We start from the raw sequence: 25,658 nt of genomic DNA on the forward strand, positions 1-25,658 counted from the left end.
TATGAAGAAAATTTGGATTGTTCTGCTTACAGTTATATTAGTTTTTTCATATACTCCACAAAACATTAAGGCAGCTAATTCACAAAGTAAAACAGTGGCAATACCTTCAGAAATTCTTAGTGGATCTGCAAATGCTCAAAAATCTTACTACTTAGAACTTCCTAGTGGAGTATCCACTTCGGCAATTAATGTCTCTTCTCTTCAGTATAATGGCACTAATCAAAAAGTTGCTCTTACATTGGAGAATGGGAAAATAAAGGTTACTTTAAAGGGCGTTGAAGCAAAACAACGTATAGATAATGTACTTGGGTATAATGCCTCGTTTAATATCCCTTTTGTAACAACTCCTGGTAATTCTATTTGGCGATATTCGGACGGAGTAAGATGGCAGATAAATGAATGGGACCCATATATTAATGGTCAGAAACATTACGATAAAAATGGACAAGGTAATGGTACACCTAGAAATGATCCTCCGGATATGACGGTGGTAACCCAATCAGCAGTATCCCGTTCGGGAATTAAATGGTACGACCAAAACGTGAATTCGGTAATAGATTCATCTCAAATCATAGAGTCAACAGTCAAAATTGTTGTACCTAAAGAATTGCTTCCAACAACATATGTTAATCATAATATTGTAAATGGGAATCAATTTATTATTTACTATAAGACTGACGCAGATATGCAAAATTATGTTCCTGAACAATTAAGTCCAAATTTTGATAAAAGTGGTCATGCGTTGGGCAGACGTTATAGAACAGATTTAAGCTACTACTTTACAGGTTCGGCTAATGTGACTACGTATAAGTATAGTGGAAACGTCTCCTTTGACTACACTCTCCCTACAGAACCAACACTTACCGGTACGGTAACTCTAAATAAACCTAATCCCAATCCAACAAAATTGGGAGATAAAGACGAACCCGTACAAATTTCATTAATGGGGCAGCTGCAAGGCTACAATGATGCTTCAAACATTGATGAGTGGGTGTTCTATGCTAAAGAGAAAGACAGAAATAATACACTCAAAACGAAAAAGGAATCTGCAAAGACATTTAACGTAAACACTTTATTTGACTTTGAGATCAAAAAGTCGAGTGTAACGGGCGAACATTTTAGTCAGGAATATGCTTTAACCGTTCTCGTCCGCTTTAAAAAGCCAATCGTCACAAAGAATGGAACCATCACCTCTCTGGAACAGCCTCTACAGATTTCAGCAGGTGTTTATAAAAACAATCCTCAAGTTACTTTTCCTCCCAATCCAACTATTCCAACAGAACCTGAAGGAAAGCCACCTATTGCGAGAATATCAACAGCTAGATACATAAAAGCAGGGTCTGATATGCTCGTTAGTGGGAATGCCTCCTATGATCCGGATGGATATATCACTGATTATGCTTGGAGCACATCTGGAGCGCAGGGAGAAATCGGAAATGTCCCAAGGGGGTATGTATGGTATACCATAGAGCAAGTTGGAGAGACATTTCCTATAGCTCTCACAGTCGTTGACAATGATGGACAAATAGGTAGTACAAGTACAGAAGTTACCGTCATTGAGCCGAAACCAGCAGCAATTATAAATATAGAAGGAATACTTAAACAAAATCGTAAAACGACATTGTTCAATAGAAGCCAGAGTCCAACACGCTTTCCGTTAATACCATCGAAAACACGAGTTACCATCACTGCTGTATCTGGCGGTACGAATGCAGATATTAAATATAGTGGTACATTATCTGAACTTGAAAGCAAAGACATCTTATTTAAAAAACCTGGAAAATATAAGGCTACGATTTATGTGGAAAATACGCTTGGGTATTCTGATAGTGATGAGATTACTTTTGATATTGTGCCAGATGAAGCGCCGTACAACTATTTTACTCTGCCTGGAGTGGTATATCGAAGTCCTGATTACGGTAATAAAGCGGTGGTTTCATTGGATGATATCTCCTATTCGCCTGATAAAGATGTAGTGGGTCGGAGACTATGGGAGTATCGCTATGATTCTAATAATGACGGGAGTTTTAGCGGAGAAGCATGGGTGATCTTCAGTAATGAGAACAAAGATCGCTTAAATTTAGAGCTGAGCGAGGTAGGGAAATATGAAGTCCGACTTACTGTGTTTGAAGAGTTTGGTCAACCAACCATTGATGAGTTTGTGACAGAAGCTGATCGGAAATCTACAAATTCAGATGGACAAAAGTTAAGCTCACGGATTGTAGAAGTGAAAAATCGAGCGCCAGAAGTTGATTGGTCCTGGTAGGAGAGGTGCTTAAATGAAAAAGACAAAAGAAATACTTTCGCTAGTAATTATAATCGCTATCCTATTCGGAGTTTTTCCTAGTCAGGGAGTGTATCTTCAGACAGCAGAGGCTGCGACGGGTGATCCAAATTTCATCACGTATAAAGATATAAATATACCTGCTGATGGTGATTTTTATGACGCTGGTTGGAACTATGGTACTATGCGTGGGACAATAAATAACCAAAAGCTAACGAATATTAAATATAATCGTACCACTAAGCAACTAACATTTGATATTAGTTCAGATGCAACATTGACTGTAGGAGTAAACTTGTATCGTTCAAACAGTGCTCTAGATAGACGTGTTGTTCGAGCGGATCTCTGTGTGGCGGCAATACCAGAGGGGGCACCATTAGATTTACCAGTCTACCAATATAATTGTCCGAGCCACTGGTCAAATCCAAATACCAATTGGACCCCATTGTATAGGAGCTTTTTTGATGGACCGTTTGACGAGAATACATTCGATCATACATTTAATCTTGTGACAGATGTTCCTTACTACAACTATATAGGGAATTTAAGTTACGGTGAACTTCCAAAAGGATTAGTTATTAATTACAGTTTTGGTGCAGGTCAACAGGACCCATTTGGTGGATATAGTCCAGATAAAGGATATGGAGGGCCGTATATTGGTTGGAGTTTTCAAAGGGTATTTCCTTTGATACCTAATAGTCCACCTACCATTTCGTTAAATACACCTAATAATCAAGTCCTGCAGAACGAGCCTGGACGAAACATACTTAACATCGAGGGATATGTTCACGATCCAGATAATGATGATCTTATCGTAAGTGCTGAGATACCAAATGTATTTTATAGGAAGACGGTAGTATCCCAGACGAAAGGGTATCAGTATTTCTCTATCCCTGTAGACGCTGTGGCTGATTCGATCCCGCCGGGCGATTATACGATGACTGTAAAAGTAGCGGATCCTTCAAATATGTCAGAATCCGCGAGTATGACCTTTAAAGTTACAAACCGACTGAAGCGAAACGCTTTTGTTCTCGTTAATAGTCCTATAGAGAATAGCGGCACCACCTACGAAGATTATGAGTGGGATGCTAAGTACGCTGATCGAGTGAGATATGATCATGATCCGAATTACTTTGATAACTCAATGGGGATTATAGGGGATTCGGGACTATGGAGGACGAGCCTTTACACTTCATTTCCGTATACCGGACAATATGTAGTGAGTTATCAAGCTAAGGATATACCGAAACAGGATGCTCGCTTTGCTGAATATCAGATGTGGAGTAAAGATGCCGCATCTACGATGAGCTTTAAAGTCCATCGCAAGCCAATAGCGCTTTTTTCAGCAAGGCTTATCAACGGAAATGTTCAATTAACAGATACGTCCTACGATTTAGATCATATTACAAGTTCTGATAAAGGGATTATGCAGTGGCAATGGCAATATAAAAAGAGTGTAGATGAGATGTGGATCGACGGGCAGCCGCCTGGGGGAGTTTTTGAAAAGGACAGTTACGATATACGTTTAAGAGTCCGTGATGTGGATGGAGATAATGGAGTCGGTGTATGGAGCGATTGGTGTCAACGTACTGTGGGGAATGCTGCTGTTAATCTACCACCTGTTGCATTATTTACCGTTAATCCGAATACCGTTTCTTATCGTAAATCTACGACCATTACAGACAAATCTTTCGATCCAGATAATGATCCATTGGATGTATATTACTGGACTGTAATCAAAGACGGATGGAATAAAGTATGGGAACATTGGGGTGGAGCAACAACACCTCCGAATATCGCTTCATTTGGAGAAGGCAATTATCAAATTAATCTTCAAGTACATGATAATCGTGGATTGTGGTCGGATTGGTACAGTCAAAATGTACAGGTAGTTAATCATCCACCGGCTGCAGCATTTACAATGCCTAACGAAATATACCGCGACACGATCATCACAATGGATAACTTAACACCAGATCCGGATGAAGATGGAGATGTTTTATCTTACGCCTGGAATGCAAAATTAAATGATTCTCCTTACTACTGGGCAGGAAACAACCGTTATCAATCAATGACCATTCGTGATCTTATAAATCGTAACGGTATCTCACATAAAAAGGCCATTTCTGATGGTTGGGAAATGCAGCTCACAGCCTCTGATGGAAGGTTAAGCTCTTATGCGACGCGTACATTTATGGTTAAGAATCATGTTCCTGTCGCTAAGATTAACGGACCTTCATCCGTAAATCAGTATGATACGAAACAATTTACATCAGGAGATATCGATGAGGATACATCAGATCAAGGCTCGTTAGAATACTACTGGAAAGTAACGAACAGTAATGGTGAAGTGAAATCATATCTTACTCGCGATATTACGCTTACCTTCTCAGATCCAGGGGTATATACGCTAGAACATTGGGCAATCGATCAAATAGGAGATAAGTCGAATATCGCTGGATTGCAAGTCCAAGTGAAAGAGAATTTGGCACCTACTATGACTTTAACTAGCCCTTCAGGTACAGCAACAAACCCATCTGTGATTGACTCGGAACAAGGCGATCCATTAATTAAATGGACTTACGCAGATCCAGAAAATGATCCACAGGAGAAATATAGATTAGAGTTTTTTACGAAGGATGATCTATTAGTTTCCACTGTAGAAAATCCAGATCCTACTGGCCTACTCAGACAATATCAAATCCCAAATAATACATTTGAACGGTTTGAATACTTTACAGTGAAAGGTCGGGCGTACTCCAAATTTTCATGGTCAGATGTATCAAATGAAAAAACATTCATCATCGATAATGCACCTAAGCCGGGATTCACTCTGATCACAGATACTGGTAAAGATGCGACTAAGGTACCGATCTACCGGACGGACGTTCTGAACATTAAGAGTACCGCCTCTGATCCGGACGAACCAAAAGGAGATACAATAAGCCACAAGTATTTCTTAAAACCATCAAGTGGAACAGAAGCCCTAGCAAGCATTCAAAAGGACTTTACGAAGCAGTTTAGTAGTAATGGTGTATTCACCTTTAGACAGCTTGTAACGGATTCTCTGGGGCTGTACCGTGAAATATCCCATAGTATAACAGTTGTGAATAGAATTCCAACAGTTAATATTACGTATCCAACCAGTACGGACTCGTCAAAACCGACAATCGCAAGTACACTTACCCCGATCATTAAATGGGATTATCAAGATGAGGACAAAGATCTGCAGCAACGTTATAAGGTGCGAATTATTAACTTGGCCACCGGTGCAATCAAGGTACAATCTGGTGAACAAGTTTCAAGCGCTAAGCAATGGCAGATTCCAGTCAGTTCACTGATTGAGAATGAAAAATATGCCGTTGAAGTGGAAGTTTTTGATGGTTACAACTGGAGCAATATCTCTTCACGTAAATACTTCATGGTGAATTTACTGAGTATTAAAGGTGGCGTTAAGCACACCGAAGAGTGGAACAACAACCGTAAAGGCTACAATTTGAAAAAAAGCGGAAATGAGGAAAGTCCAAGAGGATACAACGTATTTTGGGCAGGAGAACGTTTTGTTCTGCAAGGTACAGCAACAGGTCTCCCGGATACTGTGCAAGTAACCATGAACGGAGGGTTCATTACGCAGCTCAGCCCAACTAACGACGATAAAACCTTCTGGACAGGTGAAATGTATGATAGCTCTTTTGAAAAGCTACCAGATGGCCCTGTTACTTTTACCTTTACGGCTCAGAATGCGTATAACACCAAAACGGATACAGTTACCGTTGTTATATCAACGGATTGGTCGGAGTATTTTCAGAGTCATCGAATTAAGTAGAGTAGGAGCCTATATCACCCTATCTTTTTTGCGTGACTTCACAGGATCATGTTAATGTTGAAGCATTGTATCAAACATTGATAGGGGTAGGGGACATGATTCGAGAGTTAACACCAGCGGAAATGAAATCAATCTTGAGTTCGATTAATAGGGAACAGCATTTTTTATACTATTCATACCTTACAGCTCGTAAGCATAATTCGGTACACTATGGACATTTTACTGACCAGGGAGAATTGCTCGGCGTATTGGCCTTTTTAAGAGGGCTTCCATTCTATGCTTTTTCCGTATTCCCTGTGGAGAAGTCATTCTGTCTCCGGTCCGTGCTTGCATTTATGAAAGATCAATTGAGTTTACCTGACAATGCTGTCGGTAATGTAATCGTGAATGAAGAAGTTATGGCTGTACTCGCTTCACAGCTTGAACTTGTTAAGTCACCCAAAAAACTGCTTCTAATGAAGCATATCCATCAAGAAGCGTTACCACCGGTGGATACAAGCGTTTTACATTTGGGTCCCCCTTATTTTGAACTCATTGAGTCGAAAATGGCCGATTTAGATACAATGGCGTTCTCAAAAGAAGAATTACAGTATCCGTTCTATGGTGTGATGGAACAACATGAGCTGATTGCGGTAGGTGGATACCATATTTATAGCGAAGATTACGTTGAATTGGGGAACATCGGAACGGATGTAAGATGGAGAAGGCAAGGCTACGGGAAAAAGATCTGTGCCGAGCTCACCCGAACGGGGGGAAGGGTTACCTCTAACGTCTATTTGAATGTCCTTGAGGAAAATGTAGGCGCAATTTCTCTATATCAATCCATCGGTTATGAGCTTATGTGCAAACAGTACATGGTCCAATTTGTTATTTGATGGTTAATGAAAAAGGACTAAGCGGATTTAAATCCGCTTAGTCCTTTTTCACAAGCATAGAACCTTTTATACGACCCCTTCAGTCCGGTCTTCATTCATTCGCATCATTCGTGCGGCAACCGAAGTAGTATGTAATGGTAAAGAGGATGGGCGCGCAGAGGCTCTCTGAGCTCTACGTAAATAATAGGATAGCTTGCCAGTAAAAATCTTATGTGCACAGAGTGAAAGCGCGAAATCTTCCGGTGTAACGAAGCAGGAAGGCTTATTCACAGGCTGAACTGCAGTTTCTTCAAATAAAGAGGCAACGAAATGGGAACAAAAATAAGCATTTTCTCTATCGATTTTAATATTCAGAAGCACACCGATTAATCCTAAAAGATGGTATTTATAACGCTCCTGATTTTGCATCATCCCTTGGACGTGATTGTACATCGTATCGTATTCCTCAGCGCTAACACGCAACTGATAGATGGAACAATTAGCACTGCTATAAAAAGGGTCGATAAAGTTCTCCTGGATTAGTCCTGCCACAAATGGATTGTGCATTTTTTTTCTTCCGAAGCTGTATACCTCCCGCAGTTCACAGTCAAAGGCGATCGAAGCATGATTCAGATCGGCTTTTGTAAACCACTTAATAAAACCACTAAAGGCCGTACCTGTACCGGTAAGCACAATAAAGATGTCCTTATTCGAACTCATGTTCAAAGTTCCTTTCCACTAGGAAATGTTGGGTAATGAATGAAAATTATGCTTAACTAACTCCATCTTACTGTATATTTGAGCATTGTAAAACAATCTTTAGTCGCAATTAAAAACTAGACCATAGACTAGTGCAATTCTGGCTTGTCTCATAGTTCTTGTGTGTATATAAATACGTCGATATTGCAAAAGATAAGCTGTTCAAATAAAGAGTTTTTAAAAACAATTGGAATTGCTTCCACACTAATGATACAATAAGAGTCAAAATGACATTCTTGAGATTTCAGAGGAGGAACTATTAAATGAGTGAACAAGAACAAGCGATTCAAAAGGAAGAAAACTCAACTGTAGATAACCTGTCCATTACAACGATTCGTACTTTGGCGATTGACGCCATTGAAAAAGCAAACTCCGGCCACCCAGGTATGCCAATGGGTTCTGCACCAATGGGCTACCAATTGTTTGCAAAAACAATGAAACACAACCCTGATCATCCAACATGGGTAAACCGTGACCGTTTTGTATTGTCCGCAGGACATGGTTCTATGCTTCTGTACAGCTTGTTGCACCTTAGTGGTTATGATCTTCCTATGGAAGAATTGAAAAATTTCCGTCAATGGGGCAGCTTGACTCCGGGTCACCCAGAAGTAGGTCACACCGCTGGTGTCGATGCAACAACAGGTCCACTTGGACAAGGTATTGGTATGGCTGTTGGTATGGCTATGGCTGAAGCTCAATTGGGAGCTACCTACAACAAAGATGAACATAAAGTGGTTGACCACTATACTTACGCTATTTGTGGTGATGGTGACCTGATGGAAGGGATCTCTTCCGAGTCCGCTTCACTCGCTGGTCATTTGAAACTGGGCAAATTGGTTGTATTGTATGATTCAAATGATATTTCCCTTGATGGTAAATTGAACCTTTCCTTCTCCGAGAACGTGGCTCAACGTTTTGATGCTTATGGTTGGCAAGTACTGCGCGTTGAAGACGGAAATGATCTTCCGGCTATTGCCAAAGCGATTGCTGAAGCTCAAGCTGAGACTAGCAAACCGACTTTGATCGAAGTGAAAACTGTAATTGGTTATGGTAGCCCTAACAAACAAGGTAAAGGCGGCCATGGCGGTACTCACGGTTCCCCACTTGGAGCAGAAGAAGCTAAGCTTACCAAAGATTTCTACAAATGGGTATACGAAGAAGATTTCTATGTACCTGACGAAGTGCGTGCTCATTTTGCAGAAGTGAAGAAAAACGGAATCGCAGCTAACAAAGCTTGGGATGACAAATTCGCAGCTTACAAAAAAGCATATCCAGAGCTTGCTGCACAGTTCGAAACAGTAATCAACGGCGATCTTCCAGAAGGCTGGGATGCTAACCTCCCAACTTACACTACTGAAGATAAGGCAGTATCGACTCGTGTAGCTTCCGGTAGTGCGCTTAACGGTCTGACTGCTGGCGTTCCTCAGCTTGTAGGTGGTTCCGCTGACTTGGAAAGTTCCACTATGACACATTTGAATGGTTTGACATCGTTCACACCAGAATCTTATGATGGCCGCAACATCTACTTCGGCGTACGTGAGTTTGGTATGGCTGCTGCAATGAACGGTATTGCACTGCACACGGGTCTTAAAGTATTCGGAGGAACATTCTTCGTGTTCACAGACTACCTGCGTCCAGCCATCCGTTTGGCTTCGATCATGAAATTGCCAGTAACCTATGTACTGACACATGACAGTATTGCAGTTGGTGAAGATGGTCCTACGCATGAACCAATCGAACAATTGGCTTCCCTGCGTATCATCCCAGGTCTGACTGTTATTCGTCCGGCTGATGCTAACGAAACTTCTGCAGCATGGGCTTATGCTATGGAAAACAAAGAGAATCCAGTTGCTTTGGTTCTGACTCGTCAAAACTTGCCAATTCTTGCTGGAACAGTTGATGGCGTTCGTGAAAACATCAAACGTGGTGGTTATGTTGTTTCTGATTCCAAGAATGGCACTCCACAAGCACAACTGATCGCTACTGGTTCTGAGGTACAATTGGCTGTTAAAGCACAAGCTGCTTTGGCTGAAGAAGGTATCGATGTTCGTGTAATCAGCTTGCCAAGCTGGGATCTGTTCGAAAAACAAGATAAAGAATACCGTGATTCCGTAATTCTTCCAGGAGTTAAGGCTCGTCTTGCAATCGAAATGGCACAAACCTTTGGCTGGGAACGTTACACTGGTGATCAAGGCGATATCCTCGGCATCACTACTTTCGGGGCTTCCGCACCTGGAGACAGAGTAATGAAAGAATACGGCTTTACTGTTGAGAACGTAGTTAGCCGTGTGAAAGCACTTCTGTAATTAACTGAATAATCATTAGGGGGAGAACAAGTAATGAGTCAGTTTAACAACGCAACGATTGAAAAAGCAGCCAATGTATATTATGGCGGACAAGTAACAAGCCGTACGGTAATTTTGCAGGATGGAACTAAGGTCACCCTTGGTATCATGTTGCCTGGTGTATATGAATTTGGTACGGATGGTCCTGAAATTATGGAGATTCTGTCCGGCGATCTTAAAGTGCTGCTTCCCGGCACTGAGGTATGGCAGGAGATTAAGGGAGCGGTAACGTTCAATGTCCCTGGCAACTCAAAATTTGCGTTGGAAGTATTTGAAGTAACTGATTATTGCTGTTCTTACCCGGTTCTATAAAGACATAACTAAAGGAAGCTCTGCTGAAAAGCAGGGCTTCCTTTTTTTCTTGCACTACAAAGAATAATTTAGTATTATTATTGCAAACAAGCGTTCGTATTTTTAGATTGGAAATTCGTTAAAAAAGACCGCCTCTCACATTGGAAATCATGTGGAAACGGTCATGAGTAAGTGAAATGTTATTCGGATACAGTAGAACCCATTTTTTGTCCGATCCACTCTTCATAGCATTTCACTACAGCGGAGAGGTCTTCGTCGCCATAGCCTTGGGTAAACCCAGCTTGGAACATGCTTTTAGCTAGTCCCAGCATTGGAGAAGGGACGCCTGTGAAATCGCTGTGGGCGGAGGCTAACTTCAAATCCTTTAACATTAATGCAAGGGAGAACTGATTGCTGAAATCATTTTCTATGATTTTACGGCCTTTAAGCTCTGCTTGTTTGCTACCCGCAGAACCAAGCTGCACTAGTTCAAGGAACTTGTCAGCTGGAACACCTGATTTTACAGCGATAGCGAATCCTTCAGCTAGGGCAACGTTGTGAATGCCGACCATAGCATTATGAGCCAGCTTGGCTACAGCACCACTGCCGTTCTCACCCATATGTATCAGCTTTTTGCCCAAAGTATCGAATATATCGCGATGCTGTTCTATAACTTCAGCACTGCCGCCAACCATGAACACCAAGGTTCCTTCAATAGCTGCCGGCTTGCTTCCGGTCACTGGCGCGTCAAGGAAATGTCCACCTCGAGCTTCTACAGCAGTGGCAATTTCGTGAACTAGTCCTGGAGAAATTGTGCTGGAATCAATAATTAAGCCGCCTGGCTTAAGTGCATCAAGAATACCATCCTGACCATAAAACACTTCACGAACCGAATCATCATTACTGATCATGGTAATAATAACATCCTTACCTTCAGCGGCGGCACGTGGCGTAAGGGCAGTCTGGGCACCTTCTGCTTCAAGAGGTTTACATTTAGCTGCTGTACGGTTGTACACCGTCACCTGAAAGCCGCCACGAAGCAAGTTGGAAGCCATTGGCGCTCCCATTGTTCCAAGTCCGATAAAACCGATTTGTTTCATTTGTATAGCCACCTTCCGTTTTCTTCATTCTATCACGGCACTTAGGCTAGCACCACAGCTCAGCCATGCCTAATGATGCGGGAAACGCTTCCATGAAACTTTCGAAAACTTGGTTCTAAAGCCCGGGATGTGCCCTAAGACCTTGCCAGTCAAGGCAAATTAAAGTATCCTAATTATAAAGTTGTAACAAGCGGTTTCAAATTTAAAGAGATAAACAGGAGGTTTCCATTACCGATGTCTAAGAAGATTAATTTTGACTACACCAAAGCCCTTACTTTCTTCAACCAACAAGAAATTGACAACCTTGCCGCTCCAGTTAAGTTAGCGCACGAACAGTTGCATAATAAGACTGGTGTAGGTTCCGACTATCTTGGATGGATTGATCTTCCATCAGCTTATGATAAGGAAGAATTCGCACGCATTCAGCAAGCCGCAAAGAAGATCCAGAGCGATTCCGAAGTACTGATTGTAATTGGTATTGGTGGTTCTTATCTGGGAGCACGCGCAGCGATTGAAGCGCTCTCGCATTCTTTTTACAATAACCTTTCTAAAGATAAGCGCAAAACTCCAGAAGTTTATTTCGCTGGTAATAACATCAGTTCTACATACATCACGCATTTGCTTGATTTAGTAGAAGGCAAAGACTTCTCCGTGAACGTAATCTCCAAATCAGGAACTACGACTGAGCCAGCCATTGCTTTCCGTATTTTCCGCGCAGCGCTGGAGAAGAAATATGGTAAAGAAGAAGCTCGCAAACGTATTTACGCTACTACAGACAAGGAAAAAGGTGCCCTTAAGAAATTGGCTACTGAAGAAGGTTATGAATCCTTCATCATTCCAGACGATGTAGGCGGACGTTACTCCGTATTGACACCTGTAGGCTTGCTTCCAATCGCTGTAGCAGGTATTAACATTGAAGAGATGATGCAAGGTGCTGCTGCCGCTGCGGATGAGTTCAATAATCCAGATGTAGCTACTAACCAAGCTTATCAATATGCTGCAGTTCGTAATGCTCTGTATCGCAAAGGTAAGACAACTGAAATTCTCGTGAACTATGAGCCTTCCTTACACTTTGTATCGGAGTGGTGGAAACAATTGTTTGGCGAGAGCGAAGGTAAGGATTTCAAAGGAATTTATCCTTCTTCCGTTGATTTCTCTACGGATCTACACTCCATGGGTCAATTTATCCAAGAAGGTAACCGTAATATCTTTGAAACGGTAATCCAAGTAGATCAAGTGGCTCATCATGTGACCATTGAGAACGATCCTGATGATCTGGATGGCTTGAACTTCTTAACAGGAAAGACTATGGATTTCGTAAATAAGAAGGCTTTCCAAGGTACAATGCTTGCGCATACAGATGGTCAAGTACCTAACCTTATCGTTACTATTCCTGATCAAACACCATACACATTTGGTTATTTGGTTTACTTCTTTGAAAAAGCTTGCGGCATCAGCGGTTACCTGCTCGGTGTTAACCCATTCGACCAACCAGGCGTTGAAGCATACAAGAAAAATATGTTTGCGCTACTTGGCAAACCGGGTTACGAAAAAGAAAAGGCAGAGCTGGAAGCAAGACTTACAGAATAGTATTGCAGCAGTAATTTAGAGACCATTCATACTAGTGTAAGTCACCAGGAGCAGTCCATAGGTAATCCAATACCGGGGCTGCTCCTGACATTATATGAAGACATCATATGTATATAAGGACTGGAATAATTATGTTAGAACAATATCGAACGGTGCGATCTTCCGGTTCTAAGGAAGTCGTAATCCGCAAATCTCGCTTCATTGGTCATGTTATGCCAGTTGAGAATGAAGAAGAAGCATTGTTGTTTATCGAAGACATCAAGAAGAAACATCGGGACGCAACGCATAACTGTTCTGCTTATGTGATTGGGGAGCGAGACGAAATCCAGAGGCAATCGGACGACGGGGAGCCGAGTGGAACAGCCGGCAAACCGATTTTGGAAGTAATTCGCAACCAGGGAGTTAAAAATGTCGCAATTGTTGTTACCCGTTATTTCGGAGGCATTATGCTGGGTGCCGGAGGGCTGATTAGAGCTTATACGGATGGGGCAGTGCTTGCGCTTGAAGTAGGAGAAGTAATCACCCGTGTGCTAAGACGAGAGGTATTCGTAGAAATTGATTACACTTGGCTAGGCAAGGTTGAGAACGAACTTCGGGGAAGGGGTATTCAGACCGGCGAGACTTTGTTCACCGATAAAGTAACGTTGTTATGTTTACCGCGAAATGATGAGGGAGACGCATTTATGGCATGGATAACAGATCTAACCCAAGGGCAAGCCTTGGTAACAGAAGGGCGGCGGATTTACTACAGCGAAGGGGATTAGGTATATGGCAAGGAGAGCAGTGGAGCAGGAGTTGTCGAGGGAAAGAATATTAGAGGCCGCTAGGCATCTGTTTATTACCAAAGGGTATCGAGCGATTTCAATGCGAAGCATCGGTCAACATTTGGGGTACAGCCACGGCTCTCTCTATTATCATTTCAAAGAGAAGGCGGAATTGTTCTACGCCATTGTTGTCGAAGATTTTAATCATGTGGCTACTTTGCTTGGTCAAGTAATGAATAAGCCACCTGAAGAGGGTATGACTCGAGTAGAGCAGCTAATTATGGAGTTTATAAGGTTTGGAATAGATCATCCTTATCAGTATGAAATTATGTTCATGATTCGTGATGAAGAGCTGCTGGCTTATTGTAGGGCAGAGCAGGGACGATGTTTTGATTTATTCTCAAGTATTGTACGCCGTCATATGAAGGAAGAGGGATATGTGTCCGAGGATTGGCAGAACGTGCCGCTAACCTTGTTCTTATCCGCTCACGGATTTATATCTTATTATATCCAAGATAAAGTATCATTTGAGGATGTAAAAGAGGCAGCATCAGCTCATATCAAGGTTTTATGTCGCAGCCTTTAACATGCTGTTTTTTTTATAAGTTCACACTTTAAAGCTGTGCATTGGTATAACACTACTTCTCTGCTTGGTCAAAGTAATGTTTAATTCTAGTTATATTTTAATGGCCGCTCCGTAGCAATAACGGAAGCGGCCATTCATCGTTTATCCCTCAATAATTTTTAAGAAACATTGTCTACGTCTAGGTCCATCAAACTCACAAAAATAAATACCCTGCCAACGTCCAAGTAATAGTTCGCCATCATGGATGATTATGCTCTGGGAAGGTCCGGATGTAATAGACTTAAGGTGGGAGGCAGTATTGCCTTCAGCATGTCGATACTTCGGATGCTCCCAAGGGTAGACTTCATCTAAACGCATCAGAACATCATGCCTCACATCAGGATCTGCATTCTCATTGATTGCAATTCCTGCGGTGGTATGTGGACAATAAACTACGATCACCCCGCTACGCACCCCGCTTTTTTTCACAAAAGAAATGACTTCACGAGTAATATCCCGTAATTCATCCCGTTTCGTTGTAGTAATCTCCAGTGTATGCAGCATAATCATTCCCCTTCCTGTGATGTGCCACTTTTTCCTAACCTTTGTTATATATATTTTACCCCAAATTCACTTGAAAGTAATTGACGACAACGAGAAGGATTTGGTAAAGTAGTAATAATATAAAACCAAGTATATAAATAGGAATAATTAATGGAGATGTTGGTTAGTATACCGACCGGTTATCCGGAGGTGGGAGGGCAAAATCATTGAATTCGCTGCTTAGACACAAAGGTTGGACTTGGGGTTTCCGAACTACAATTTTGCTCTATTTTGTAGTATTGATTGTGTTGCCTATACTTGGGGTCTATTACAACTCTTTTTCACTGGGTTTCGGTAATTTTGTGGAAAGCATAAGCGACCCGATTGCCTGGAAGTCGGTGCTGTTAACCTTAAAACTGGCGATCATCGCTACTTTAATTAATGTCTTTTTAGGAACAATGATTGCCTGGGTTCTTATTCGTTATCAATTCATTGGTAAAGCATTGCTTAATAGTCTTGTGGATTTACCATTTGCACTGCCGACGGCAGTTGGTGGTTTGATGATTTTGCTCTTGCTCGGACCTGGTAGTCTTATCGGCAAGGCTGCAGAAGCACTTGGTTTTGAAATTGTTTTTCATCAACCGGCAATCGTAATTGCTATGGTCTTCGTAACCTTTCCCTTCGTGATTCGAGCGGTTCAGCCCTTGCTGGAGGAACTTGATCCTTCCGAAGAGGAAGCGGCATATACAATGGGTGCCAAGGGAACTAAAGTCTTCTGGCATGTTATTCTCCCCTCTATGGCTCCTGGGATGATCAGCGGTGGAATGCTCGCCTTCTCGCGGGCGCTTGCTGAATTCGGCGCTGTAGTCCTCGTAGCAGGCAATATTCCAGGTCGTACACTCGTATCTTCTGTTTTTATTTTTGGTGAAGTTGAAAGTGATAATCCGGTTTCCGCAGCAGCGGTTTCTGTCATTCTCTTGACCTTATCTTTTCTCATTCTTTGGCTCATTAATATGCTGCAGATGCGGGGGAGACGCTCATGAGAAAATTGTGGATCGGACTCACCTACTTGGTGTTTTTTCTGCTAATTGCTGCACCGCTAGGGAAAATGGCTATAGGTGCTTTTAGTGAAGGATTTGGTGGTTTCTGGGATGCTCTGACTAGGCCTGAAGCGCTGCATGCGCTTATGATGACTGGGCTTGTTGTGATCGTAGTTACGTTATTAAATACGTTGTTCGGAATTATGATGGCGCTGTATCTTGTCCGGGCGAACTGGATAAATAGACGTCTAAAGGGCTTGCTTAACAGTATTGTTGATTTGCCTTATGCTGTGTCCCCTGTCATTGGCGGGCTGATGATTGTCCTGCTGCTGGGTCCGGATAGCGCCTTGGGTGCGATTTTTGAAGGGATTGGGCTGAAGATCGTCTATGCGATTCCCGGAATGATCATTGCTACCTTGTTCGTAACCTTTCCTTTAATGGTGCGTGAGGTAATGCCGGTGCTTCAGGAGATTGGTTCACAGCAGGAGGAAGCTGCTTCTACACTGGGCGCTCGTGGCTGGACAATTTTTTGGAAGGTGACTTGGCCTTCGATTCGTTGGGCGGTTGTGTATGGGGTCATCCTTACGGTGGCTCGTTCACTAGGTGAGTTCGGGGCAGTGCTCGTGGTCTCGGGTAACATTATGAACAAAACCCAGACGGCGACGACGCTAGTCTATCAGGATGTTGAGAATTTTAATGTAACGGCTGCTGGAGGAATAGCGCTAGTTCTGGCTGCATTTTCCGCAGGTCTACTGTTATTGATGGAATGGACCAAGAGAAGAAAGGAAGTGCAGTAATATGCATGTTGAAGTGCGGGGATTAAATAAGCATTTTGGAGATTTTCATGCGGTCAAGGACGTCAATTTCACCATTACAAAAGGTCATCTGATCGGACTGCTCGGCCCGAGTGGTGGCGGTAAAACTTCGATTCTTCGTATGCTCGCAGGGCTGGAGACACCGGATAATGGCGAGATCATTTTTCATGGTCAGACAGTTAACAATCTTCCTCCTCAAGAGCGCGGGATCGGCTTTGTCTTTCAGAACTATGCATTATTTAAGCACATGACTGTTTTTGATAATATTGCTTTTGGATTAAAAGTTAAAAAGGCCAGCAAAACCGCCATTCGTGATCGTGTTATGGAACTGGTAGAGCTTACGGGGTTAAAAGGCTTCGAGAAGCGTTATCCGCATCAGCTATCTGGTGGACAACGCCAGCGTGTGGCCTTTGCTCGTGCACTCGCGCCTGAACCACAGCTATTACTCTTAGATGAGCCGTTTGCAGCTATTGATGCGAAGATCCGTCAGGAGCTGCGCGCTTGGCTACGTGAGCTGATTGAGCGTGTTGGCATCACTTCCATCTTCGTAACGCATGACCAAGACGAAGCGATTGAAGTCGCGGACGAGATTATGATCATCAACCAAGGGCAGTTGGAACAAAAGGGTACACCTTGGGATATTTATAAGGAGCCTAAAACACCATTTGTGGCAACTTTTATCGGGGAGTCGACACTGATTGAAGATGCTTCTGAGGTGAAGGGCTTTAAAGGCGCTGGAGACGGTAAGCCTACCAAAGCACTTATTCGTCCTGAGTATATTGAAGTTGGTAACCTGCATGAGTTCAAGATGGCTTCAGCTACAGAAAAAGGCGTCGTAAAGCATCTGCATTTCCGTGGAAGTGAATGGCTCGTTGAGGTTGAAGTTAATGGTCATAAGCTGGTCACTTATCGTTCCTTGGAGAAAGAAACATTGCAGCCGGGACAGGATATCTCAGTTCTTGTGCACCGCGCCTACCTGTTTAATGATGAGCGAAGCTGGATCCAGGAGAACAACCTGAAAGAAGATCCGATGCCGATATTTATTTAATATAAAAATAAATAAAATGATTTTCAATTTTTTTGTAAGTAACGAATGTGATGAGCTAGGATTAGAGGAACTGATGTGAAGGTATGAAGTAATGAAGTGGAAGTCCAAACATTCTGCGTAATTACGGCAAATACCGAACGTCGGTTACTTGAATTTTAAGTTCAGCCAAAGAGCTACTTTCAAGGAAATATTAAAATCATTATCTCGAAGGATGTGGGCCGCAATGAATTTCAAAAGGAGCAGACAACTGCACGGATGTTTTGCTGCCCTAATGCTGGCCATACTTACGCTGGCAGCAGTCGGTTGCGGGAATGAGAAGGCGATTACGACGATGGCAGATCCTTCGAAGCAAGGGGATGTTACGCTGGTCGTTGGCGCATACAGTGTGGCTAAGGATGCGATGGAAGATATTTTGCCGTTATTTGCAGCGCAGTGGAAAGCGGATACTGGACAGGAGATTAGTTTTCAGCAGTCCTATGAAGCTTCCGGAACACAGGCACGTGCAATCGTAGGCGGGTTCGAAGCGGATGTTACACTGCTAGCCATGGAAGGTGATGTCGAGAAGCTGGTTAAGGCTGGACTCGTAGCGCCAACGTGGAAAGAGCAGGGGGAACAAGGCATGGTGACACGTTCGGTAGTCGCACTTGGTACCCGTGAGGGAAACCCCAAAGGAATTCGCGATTTTGCGGACTTAGCCAAGCCAGGGATTAAAGTGTTATACCCAAATCCCAAAACATCCGGTGGTGCGCAGTGGGATATTAACGCGATCTATGGGGCTGGTCTGAAGCTGTCAGAGGAGCAAGAGGGCATTAAGGATCCAGCAGCAGCGAAAGCTTTTTTAGAAAGTGTACATGCCAATGTGGAGTCTTTGGATAAGAGCGGACGTGCATCTATGGCTGCCTTCGAGTATGGAGTGGGTGATGTCATTGTCACCTATGAGAATGAACTGCTGGCCCGGATAGCTCAGGGTGTTAAATATGAAGTCATTATTCCTAAAAATACAATGCTGATTGAGAACCCAGCGGCTGTCGTAGAGAAGTATGCGGATAAGCATGGGACACGCGCGGCAGCAGAAGCATTAGTTGATTTCTTGATGAACCCGCAGGCACAAGAGATCTTTGCAAAATATGGCTTTCGTCCCGTAGATAAACAGGTCTATGCGGAGAACAAAAGCCGCTACCCCGATCCAGCGGGTCTCTTCGATATCAATTATTTAGGTGGCTGGGATGAGGTGCGAAGTACGCTTTATTCCAAGCGGGGGATTTGGTATCAGGTACTTGCCGGAATATAGGTAGAGGTGTAAAAATAGAGTCATCCTAGCAGGGCTACTGCTTAAGGGATGACTTTTTTGACGAAAGTATATATTGGGGCCCCCGCAAAGTACCTGAGTACGCATCGAAGCAAAGCTCCACTTTGTGGGGATATTTTGGTGAGCATCTTTAAGATAGACATATGATAATTTAAGACTTCCTTGATGGGAACTGAAGGAGAGATAGATTATGGATACGTTGGTGTTTTTGGGTACTGGGGATGCCATGGGTGTCCCACGGATATATTGCAGCTGCGAGACCTGCACAGAAGCAAGGGAGCATGGGAGCAATACAAGGCTGCGTTCCTCTGTACTTATAGATAATGGCAGTGACTTTCTAGTGATTGATTGTGGGCCAGATTGGCGACGTCAGATGGAGGCGCAGGGAGTTCGGAATATGCGAAGACTGCTGGTGACGCATGCTCATTTTGATCATATTGGTGGGCTACCGGAATGGGCAGATGCTTGTCGATGGACGGGCATTAAGGGTGAACTTTATACTCCAGCAGAAGTTATTCCTATTATCGAACGGCAATACCCTTGGCTGCGAAATCACATCGAGATGATTCCCTGTGATGAAGGGATAGAACTGGACGGCTGGAAGATAGATACCTGGAAAGTAAACCATGGTAAGAATGGATATTCGTACGCCTTTCGGCTAGAGAAGGAGGGTTATACATGGGTGTATTGTCCTGATTCCATATCTCTTGGGGCTGAGGAGACACGCCTGATGCATGGAGCGGACTTGCTGGTCCTTGGTACAAGCTTCTATTACGAAGCGGCGGAGCTATCCTCTCGCTCTGTGTACGACATGACGGAGGCAGCGGAGCTACTGCAAATCGTGAAGCCTAAAAAGGCAGTGTATACCCATATGTCGCATGATGTAGATATGAGAGAAGCATATATTTTACCGGAGAACGTTACTCTAGCCCAGACAGGTATGAGAATTCCAATATACAAAAACCCATTCTCTTCACTTTAGAAGAGAATGGGCAAGTAGAAATAAACGGATTAAACAGTTAATTGTTCTGGTTCATTTAAAGGGTGACGTCCGCTTACCGCAAGCATGACTAATGAAACAATGATGAGTATAAAACAGAGCACAAATGAATACCGGTAACCTACAATACTGGCTAAGCCCCCGCCAACAAGACTCCCAATCAGTCTACCGATCGTGGATGAATTAGAGTAAAGCGTGGATGCATACCCAGGCATGTTTGGGAGCAGATCCTGGATGTAGCTAATGCCAATTGCTGATATCACAGCAACGAAAACGGCGAGTAAAACTTGGGCTGCAAGCATCTGCCACATCTCGCCTGAGAAAATGACAACGAGATAATATGCTCCTCCTAAAATGGCCCCACACATCATCAAGGCTCGGTTACTGTACTTCGCACTGAGTAGACCGAGCATAATCATAAACGGAATTTCCAGCGCAGCACATATACTGCTGACTAGACCGACATCGCTTGTCGATCCCCCTAGATTATTTGTAATAAAGAGGGCCGTATTGATGCTGCTCGTCCAGTGAGCTACATACATGAGTATCAGAATCAGAAAAGGAAGCAGAATATTGCGGTTCTGACTGAGCCGGAAAGTTTTTACTTTTACTTCAGCCTTGTTGCTGCTCAGCTCTGTAACTGTATTTGATTTGAGAAAGAAGAAAACGAGTAAGGCAACAAGCAGGAATACTCCGATCGTACCCGTGAAAATCCCCTTAAACCCAACAGCAGCGATTAGCAGGGTGCCGATTAAAGGACCTGTAATAAAGCCGAGAGAGAAAGCAGAACGCAAGGTAGAATTAGCAAACGCAGTATCCGTAAAATTGCTCTTATTCACTGCTTCTCTAGCAATGGCGAACAATTGAGGCATCCCTGGTGCACCGAGGGCGGTGAACACAATCATGTAGATGAACAAGATTGTGAAATCCTGAATGAGCAAGTACCCGCTATATGCCAGCGCATTACAGAGTGTGGCAACAAGGTAAATGTTTTTTCGATTTAAGCCAAGGTCAGAGCGTCTCCCGATTAGTGTACTGATCCATATTCCGGCAATTAACGTGGTGGCTAGAAAAACACCAAACAATCCGACAGATACGCCAAGCTGTTCCGTGAAATAAATGGATAAGAAGGGTGAACTGAGTGAAATCCCCATTCCCTGAAGTAGCATACATAAAAAGAGTAAGGCATAAGAGGGAATTGAAAATAGTGCAGTAAGTCTTTTGATCATGTTGTGAAGTTACTCCTCTATTTTTTGTTAAGATAGTCAAACTGGTTCTAGTATACATGAAAAAGACAGCAACAATATATATACGATTTGGCTAAGGGGCATCACTCGGGCAATCTCGGACAGTTGATGTTCCTTTTGTGATATCTATTGCATTCGGTATTCAGAATCATGTTTATACTTTATAATCAGAAAGTATTGCCGTCTTATATTTACATATATAGAATAATTATCAACGATAGGAAGGGAGTAATAAGTAGCTAATAGGGGAGAGGGCTGATTTTTTTTGAAGCAGAAAGGTGTTTTCTCAAGATTAAGTACATACATGTTAAGGCACAAGCTCTTATATTCGGTTTTATTGTTTACGACTTTATTTGGGATTGTTCTGGATTTAACGATTGCTTGGCTGCTCTCAGTAATTACGGATGCGGCGGTTAGACTTGATGTGAAAGCTTTTAAAGGGCTGGTTATATTCGGATTAATCTACTTATTAGTGAGTGCAATCAACGGTTTTTTCGATCGCTATCTCAAAAATAAAATCTCAGCCAAGATCAGAAATGAACTGCGGCTAGATATGATGCGACATGCTTTAGCTCTTCCTCAGTCTTATTTTGACCGTAATCACTCCGGAGATTTGTTGTCCCGCTTTACTAATGATAATCAATCTGTGGGTAATGCTGCCGGCGAGGTAATGATTGATTTAATCCGTAACCCTTTGCTTGCTCTTGCGGCTTTTGGTTATTTGCTCTATATTAACTGGCTACTGGCATTGATCTGTTTTGCAATGGGGCCTTTGATGTTCCTTACGGGAAAAATCTTCGGTTCAGCGATGCGTGAGAACAGTGTGAAGATTCAGACTAATATGAGCAAGATTACTTCCTTTTTACATGACATTCTAGGCAGTAGTATGGTGTTTAAATCCTTTAGCATTGAACGCAGACTAATGAAGCAGTATCAGGAACATAGTGAGAATATCACTTCCGAAGAATTAAAACGGGGAAGAATTGAGGGAGCTACTGGCTCATTCTCCTCTTTTTTGGGAAACTTTACGTTTCTTCTGGCGCTGGTCGTGGCTGGTTATTTTGTGGCAAAAGGATCACTTGAGGTCGGTGCGATGATTGCTTTCATCCAGCTCATGAATTATTTAGTGATGCCGTTCTCGGCATTGCCAGGACTGATCAATTCGATGCAGCAATCACTTGGGGCGGCGGGACGGATCTTTGAAGTGTTGGATAGCCCTGTAGAAGTGGAGGCTTTACCCGAAGCAGCTACGAAACAGCCTGAATTTGAGCGTATGGTCATGTCCTCGGTATCCTTCTCTTATCCGGGAGCGGAGAGACGTAGTTTGAACAAAATCAGCTTAGAGCTTCACAAAGGGGCTCAAATGGCAATTGTGGGACCGAGCGGTGGAGGGAAATCTACACTTTTTAAGGTACTCCTTGGGTTGTATGAACCTGATGAGGGTGAAGTGTTTATAAATAATGAGAAGACAAGCGAGATGAGTTTAGCTAAACTTAGGAGTCACTTCTCTTATGTGCCGCAAGAGTCCGGGCTTTATACAGGAAGTATCCGTGATAACATCCGAAATGGAAATCCAGATGCAGATGAGCATGAAATTCTGGAAGCTTTGCGACAAGCGAACGCTTATGATTTTGTAATAGAGTTGCCGGAGGGCCTCGATACAGATATCGGTGAGGAAGGTTCACGCCTGTCCGGTGGACAACGCCAGCGACTATCGATTGCGAGAGCGATTCTTAGGAACTCTCCAATTTTGTTGCTGGATGAAGCTACTGCTGCGCTTGATAATGAATCGGAGAAGCTGGTGCAGCAAGCGATTCGTAAATTAATGGGAGACAAAACCACACTCGTTATCGCTCACCGTCTATCAACGATTCAGAACGCTGATGTCATTCTAGTGATGGAGAACAGTGAAATTGTGGAGAGTGGTACCCACGAGGAGCTACTTGCAGCAGAAGGAAGATATCATGATTTGTACTATTCTCAGCTGGAAGAGGAAGAGGCTGGGGAGGGTGAGCAAGAGGCATTAGAGTTTGCATCTACAGGAATACCGAGCTTGCTGAAATAACAAAAGGGTGTTGCAACGTCATAAAATATGGCGTAGCAACACCCTTTTCTTAAAAAAGTGAATCTATATAGATTGAACTTAAGAACTTGAGGTAAAGGAAGGAGCAATGGAGGGGAAAGTTTGGAACTGTAGGAGCGTAAGCGATCGCCTTTAGGTTTGAATTTCTACCGTTGACAACGGTTTAAATCATGAAATTCAAACCTAACAGCGACCGTAAGTCCAAATATTCACCGTAGTTGCAACTGAACTTTATCACTAAAACTATTAAGTTCAGCCGATTTAGTTCACTTTATTGAGAATGAATTTATCAATCGCGTATTTTACGCCATCTTCATTGTTGCTCAGGGTTACGAAATCAGCAATTTCTTTCAGCGCAGGAATAGCGTTCGCCATAGCAACGCCCAGACCGGCAGCTTCCAGCATCTCATGGTCGTTCCAAGAGTCACCCATAGCCATAGTCTCGGAGAGATCACAACCAAAATGATTGGCTAGGAATTCAAGCGCAATTCCCTTGGTTCCTTCATGATGCATGATTTCTAGAAATTGTGGTTTGGATTTGGTAATATGCACGGAATCGCCGAGCAATTCACGTAGAATTGGAGCCAGCTCATCCAAGAATGCAGGATCATCGATAATCAGCATTTTTGGTGTTTTTTGTGGGACAAGCTTCTCCCAATCTGGTTCAATATAATATGGCGTTTTGTTCAGGTCTGTATAATCTTTGATCTTCTGGTTGTCTTCACGGGCATACAGCTTGTCGTCAATGTAAGTTTGCAAATGCAGATTATGCTCCACACAGTAAGTGAACAGCTTGTGTACTGCATCTTGTGGTACGTAACGCTCATATAGTACCTTTTCATCGAGCAAGTTCTTAACGAGTGCGCCTTGGTAAGTGATGATTGGCACGTTAAGTCCAGTTTGACGGGCAATGGCTTGTGCAGAAGCATAAGCTCGGCCTGTAGCAAGGGTTACAACAACGCCAGCGGCTACAGCCTCTTCAAGCGCAGTCTGTGTAGCGGGTGTTACTTCCTTATCATCGTTAATTAGAGTGTCATCAATATCAATTGCGATCAATTTGTACATTTGTCTCTCTCCTTATCTCTTTCTAAATAAATGTAATTTGGAAAAATAATTCTTTTTATGTTGATTCTGACCCGGTTCCGGACTCAGCTCTGCCATAAGCATAGCTCCCAGAATACAACCACAACCGAGCAGAGCGGACATACCAAGCGTTTCTCCGCCAAAGGCTAAGCCTGTCAGAACAGCGAATACAGGTTCTGTGGCATAAATAATGGCTACCCGGGAAGGCGTAGTGTACTTTTGGCAGGCGGTTTGAATCCAGAAAGCAAAAGCGCTGGTAGGACCAATAGAGATTAAAAGTGCCCAGAGAACGTCCGGGTCCTTGATAAGCTCTGCGCTGTGTGCCAGCGGTGCAGCTCCTTCAAAGATAAGCGAAGCGACAATGCTCAACAGTCCAACGAAGGCGAGCTGCAAGGTTGCCAGCGGCAACGCCGGATAATGAGGTGCATAAACGCCAGTATATGCGACTTGTAGCGCAAAAGCTATGGCGCAGAGCAAGATCAAAGCATCGCCTTTATTCAGGGACAAAGCAGAGCCGGTGAAGGTCAGCAGATAAAGACCTACTGCGGCAAGCGCCGCGCTGAACCAAGTGTAACGTGAAATGGCATGCTTTAGTAGCGCCAGAGAGAGAAACGGAACCAATACGACCGATAGACCAGTAATAAACCCGGTATTGGAGGTGGTTGTATATAGAAGTCCCATGGTCTGGAAGCCATAGCCCATAAACAAAAAAAGGCCTAGCAGCAGAGAGTCACGTACCATGCGGAAACTTAGCTGTTTCCACTCCTTGCGGTAAAAAATAAAAGTGATTAGAGCCAGCAACAGGGCAGCACCTGTAAAGCGGATGCTGTTAAACGCGAGTGGAGGGAGCACTTTGACAGCATTTTGAACAATCAGAAAGGTGCATCCCCACATCATCGCCACAAGTAGCAGGCTGAAATCGGCCATACGGGAACGCTTCACTTCTTAGGTCATCCTCTCTTCGGCAAATGCCGTCCTTGTAAGAACGACAAGGTCAAGTTGTCCAAATTGTATCGTATATTCATGGGGAGGACAAGATAGGAATCGCTCAAAGGCTTATATTTAAAGGGATTTAAGGGATTAGGCTAGACAAAAAAACAGGGTCTTGATAT

General features: G+C 43.2%; 20 protein-coding genes. 14 read left to right on the forward strand and 6 right to left on the reverse strand.

What is annotated here, in order from left to right:
* The first annotated feature begins 1 nt into the window (after position 1).
* The 3 genes from NYE25_RS27015 (at position 2) to NYE25_RS27025 (ending at position 6,985) form a co-directional block, all read left to right on the forward strand.
* Complete coding sequence (locus tag NYE25_RS27015; protein WP_341147303.1) at positions 2–2,266, forward strand: PKD domain-containing protein; 2,265 nt, start codon at positions 2–4, stop codon at positions 2,264–2,266.
* Positions 2,267–2,279: 13 nt separating this feature from the next.
* A complete protein-coding gene (locus NYE25_RS27020) occupies positions 2,280–6,110 on the forward strand; it encodes a hypothetical protein (RefSeq protein ID WP_341147304.1) in 3,831 nt (1,276 codons plus the stop codon).
* Positions 6,111–6,205: 95 nt separating this feature from the next.
* The gene (locus NYE25_RS27025) at positions 6,206–6,985 is read left to right on the forward strand and encodes a GNAT family N-acetyltransferase (RefSeq protein WP_341147305.1); all 780 of its coding nucleotides are present in this window, start codon (positions 6,206–6,208) and stop codon (positions 6,983–6,985) included.
* A 66-nt stretch (positions 6,986–7,051) separates the two neighbouring features.
* Here NYE25_RS27025 and NYE25_RS27030 read toward each other — a convergent pair whose 3' ends face one another.
* Positions 7,052–7,684 carry a hypothetical protein gene (locus NYE25_RS27030; RefSeq protein ID WP_042124922.1) on the reverse strand — a complete coding sequence of 211 codons (633 nt, stop codon included), beginning with the start codon at positions 7,682–7,684 and terminating at the stop codon, positions 7,052–7,054.
* 302 nt (positions 7,685–7,986) lie between these two features.
* On the opposite strand from NYE25_RS27030, the gene tkt reads away from it, so the two are divergent.
* Together tkt and ppnP are read left to right on the forward strand one after the other, a co-directional pair.
* Positions 7,987–10,029 (forward strand): transketolase, encoded by a 2,043-nt coding sequence (gene tkt / locus NYE25_RS27035; RefSeq protein ID WP_042185576.1) that lies wholly within the window; start codon positions 7,987–7,989, stop codon positions 10,027–10,029.
* Between the two features lie 33 nt (positions 10,030–10,062).
* On the forward strand, positions 10,063–10,380 hold the full coding sequence (ppnP, locus tag NYE25_RS27040) for a pyrimidine/purine nucleoside phosphorylase (RefSeq protein ID WP_341147306.1): 318 nt from the start codon (positions 10,063–10,065) through the stop codon (positions 10,378–10,380).
* 179 nt (positions 10,381–10,559) lie between these two features.
* Here the strand turns inward: ppnP and NYE25_RS27045 are convergent, their stop codons facing one another.
* Entirely contained in the window at positions 10,560–11,459 is a 900-nt protein-coding gene (locus tag NYE25_RS27045) for an NAD(P)-dependent oxidoreductase (protein WP_076298279.1), read from the reverse strand.
* 234 nt (positions 11,460–11,693) lie between these two features.
* Here NYE25_RS27045 and NYE25_RS27050 point away from each other — a divergent pair, with 234 nt between their 5' ends.
* From NYE25_RS27050 to NYE25_RS27060, 3 genes are all read left to right on the forward strand, one after another.
* On the forward strand, positions 11,694–13,049 hold the full coding sequence (locus NYE25_RS27050) for a glucose-6-phosphate isomerase (RefSeq protein ID WP_042185583.1): 1,356 nt from the start codon (positions 11,694–11,696) through the stop codon (positions 13,047–13,049).
* A gap of 131 nt (positions 13,050–13,180) precedes the next feature.
* Positions 13,181–13,813 carry a YigZ family protein gene (locus NYE25_RS27055; protein WP_341147307.1) on the forward strand — a complete coding sequence of 211 codons (633 nt, stop codon included), beginning with the start codon at positions 13,181–13,183 and terminating at the stop codon, positions 13,811–13,813.
* A gap of 4 nt (positions 13,814–13,817) precedes the next feature.
* Positions 13,818–14,399 (forward strand): TetR/AcrR family transcriptional regulator, encoded by a 582-nt coding sequence (locus NYE25_RS27060; RefSeq protein WP_076284085.1) that lies wholly within the window; start codon positions 13,818–13,820, stop codon positions 14,397–14,399.
* A 141-nt stretch (positions 14,400–14,540) separates the two neighbouring features.
* Here NYE25_RS27060 and NYE25_RS27065 read toward each other — a convergent pair whose 3' ends face one another.
* A complete protein-coding gene (locus tag NYE25_RS27065) occupies positions 14,541–14,942 on the reverse strand; it encodes a secondary thiamine-phosphate synthase enzyme YjbQ (protein WP_042185590.1) in 402 nt (133 codons plus the stop codon).
* A gap of 206 nt (positions 14,943–15,148) precedes the next feature.
* Here NYE25_RS27065 and cysT point away from each other — a divergent pair, with 206 nt between their 5' ends.
* The 5 genes from cysT (at position 15,149) to NYE25_RS27090 (ending at position 20,115) form a co-directional block, all read left to right on the forward strand.
* Positions 15,149–15,964 carry a sulfate ABC transporter permease subunit CysT gene (gene cysT / locus NYE25_RS27070; protein ID WP_076284086.1) on the forward strand — a complete coding sequence of 272 codons (816 nt, stop codon included), beginning with the start codon at positions 15,149–15,151 and terminating at the stop codon, positions 15,962–15,964.
* Positions 15,961–16,758, forward strand: a complete 798-nt coding sequence (locus NYE25_RS27075; protein WP_149645170.1) for a sulfate ABC transporter permease subunit — start codon at positions 15,961–15,963, stop codon at positions 16,756–16,758. Before cysT ends, NYE25_RS27075 begins: the two co-directional genes overlap by 4 nt.
* Position 16,759: 1 nt before the next feature.
* Entirely contained in the window at positions 16,760–17,824 is a 1,065-nt protein-coding gene (locus tag NYE25_RS27080) for a sulfate/molybdate ABC transporter ATP-binding protein (protein ID WP_042124940.1), read from the forward strand.
* A 223-nt stretch (positions 17,825–18,047) separates the two neighbouring features.
* Positions 18,048–19,115, forward strand: coding sequence for a sulfate ABC transporter substrate-binding protein (locus NYE25_RS27085; RefSeq protein ID WP_341147308.1), 1,068 nt, complete (start codon positions 18,048–18,050; stop codon positions 19,113–19,115).
* Between the two features lie 208 nt (positions 19,116–19,323).
* Positions 19,324–20,115 carry an MBL fold metallo-hydrolase gene (locus tag NYE25_RS27090; RefSeq protein WP_341147309.1) on the forward strand — a complete coding sequence of 264 codons (792 nt, stop codon included), beginning with the start codon at positions 19,324–19,326 and terminating at the stop codon, positions 20,113–20,115.
* Between the two features lie 29 nt (positions 20,116–20,144).
* On the opposite strand, the gene NYE25_RS27095 is transcribed toward NYE25_RS27090, so the two are convergent.
* Entirely contained in the window at positions 20,145–21,362 is a 1,218-nt protein-coding gene (locus tag NYE25_RS27095) for a sugar efflux transporter (RefSeq protein WP_042185600.1), read from the reverse strand.
* Positions 21,363–21,645: 283 nt separating this feature from the next.
* Between NYE25_RS27095 and NYE25_RS27100 the strand changes: the two genes are divergently transcribed.
* The gene (locus tag NYE25_RS27100; protein ID WP_341147310.1) at positions 21,646–23,445 is read left to right on the forward strand and encodes an ABC transporter ATP-binding protein; all 1,800 of its coding nucleotides are present in this window, start codon (positions 21,646–21,648) and stop codon (positions 23,443–23,445) included.
* A 279-nt stretch (positions 23,446–23,724) separates the two neighbouring features.
* On the opposite strand, the gene NYE25_RS27105 is transcribed toward NYE25_RS27100, so the two are convergent.
* Entirely contained in the window at positions 23,725–24,528 is an 804-nt protein-coding gene (locus NYE25_RS27105; RefSeq protein ID WP_042124947.1) for a Cof-type HAD-IIB family hydrolase, read from the reverse strand.
* Positions 24,529–24,540: 12 nt separating this feature from the next.
* Complete coding sequence (locus NYE25_RS27110) at positions 24,541–25,488, reverse strand: DMT family transporter (protein WP_042185604.1); 948 nt, start codon at positions 25,486–25,488, stop codon at positions 24,541–24,543.
* Positions 25,489–25,658 lie beyond the last annotated feature (170 nt).

Origin of the sequence: Paenibacillus sp. FSL E2-8871, from assembly GCF_038000345.1 — a bacterium.
GTDB lineage: Bacteria > Bacillota > Bacilli > Paenibacillales > Paenibacillaceae > Paenibacillus_AQ.

Excerpts from the sequence above, each read along its gene's own strand:
- NYE25_RS27015 (WP_341147303.1), top strand. The coding sequence starts at position 2 with ATGAAGAAAATTTGGATTGTTCTGCTTACAGTTATATTAGTTTTTTCA.
- NYE25_RS27020 (WP_341147304.1), top strand. The coding sequence starts at position 2,280 with ATGAAAAAGACAAAAGAAATACTTTCGCTAGTAATTATAATCGCTATC.
- NYE25_RS27025 (WP_341147305.1), top strand. The coding sequence starts at position 6,206 with ATGATTCGAGAGTTAACACCAGCGGAAATGAAATCAATCTTGAGTTCG.
- NYE25_RS27030 (WP_042124922.1), bottom strand. The coding sequence starts at position 7,684 with ATGAGTTCGAATAAGGACATCTTTATTGTGCTTACCGGTACAGGTACG.
- tkt (WP_042185576.1), top strand. The coding sequence starts at position 7,987 with ATGAGTGAACAAGAACAAGCGATTCAAAAGGAAGAAAACTCAACTGTA.
- ppnP (WP_341147306.1), top strand. The coding sequence starts at position 10,063 with ATGAGTCAGTTTAACAACGCAACGATTGAAAAAGCAGCCAATGTATAT.
- NYE25_RS27045 (WP_076298279.1), bottom strand. The coding sequence starts at position 11,459 with ATGAAACAAATCGGTTTTATCGGACTTGGAACAATGGGAGCGCCAATG.
- NYE25_RS27050 (WP_042185583.1), top strand. The coding sequence starts at position 11,694 with ATGTCTAAGAAGATTAATTTTGACTACACCAAAGCCCTTACTTTCTTC.
- NYE25_RS27055 (WP_341147307.1), top strand. The coding sequence starts at position 13,181 with ATGTTAGAACAATATCGAACGGTGCGATCTTCCGGTTCTAAGGAAGTC.
- NYE25_RS27060 (WP_076284085.1), top strand. The coding sequence starts at position 13,818 with ATGGCAAGGAGAGCAGTGGAGCAGGAGTTGTCGAGGGAAAGAATATTA.
- NYE25_RS27065 (WP_042185590.1), bottom strand. The coding sequence starts at position 14,942 with ATGCTGCATACACTGGAGATTACTACAACGAAACGGGATGAATTACGG.
- NYE25_RS27075 (WP_149645170.1), top strand. The coding sequence starts at position 15,961 with ATGAGAAAATTGTGGATCGGACTCACCTACTTGGTGTTTTTTCTGCTA.
- NYE25_RS27080 (WP_042124940.1), top strand. The coding sequence starts at position 16,760 with ATGCATGTTGAAGTGCGGGGATTAAATAAGCATTTTGGAGATTTTCAT.
- NYE25_RS27085 (WP_341147308.1), top strand. The coding sequence starts at position 18,048 with ATGAATTTCAAAAGGAGCAGACAACTGCACGGATGTTTTGCTGCCCTA.
- NYE25_RS27090 (WP_341147309.1), top strand. The coding sequence starts at position 19,324 with ATGGATACGTTGGTGTTTTTGGGTACTGGGGATGCCATGGGTGTCCCA.
- NYE25_RS27095 (WP_042185600.1), bottom strand. The coding sequence starts at position 21,362 with ATGATCAAAAGACTTACTGCACTATTTTCAATTCCCTCTTATGCCTTA.
- NYE25_RS27105 (WP_042124947.1), bottom strand. The coding sequence starts at position 24,528 with ATGTACAAATTGATCGCAATTGATATTGATGACACTCTAATTAACGAT.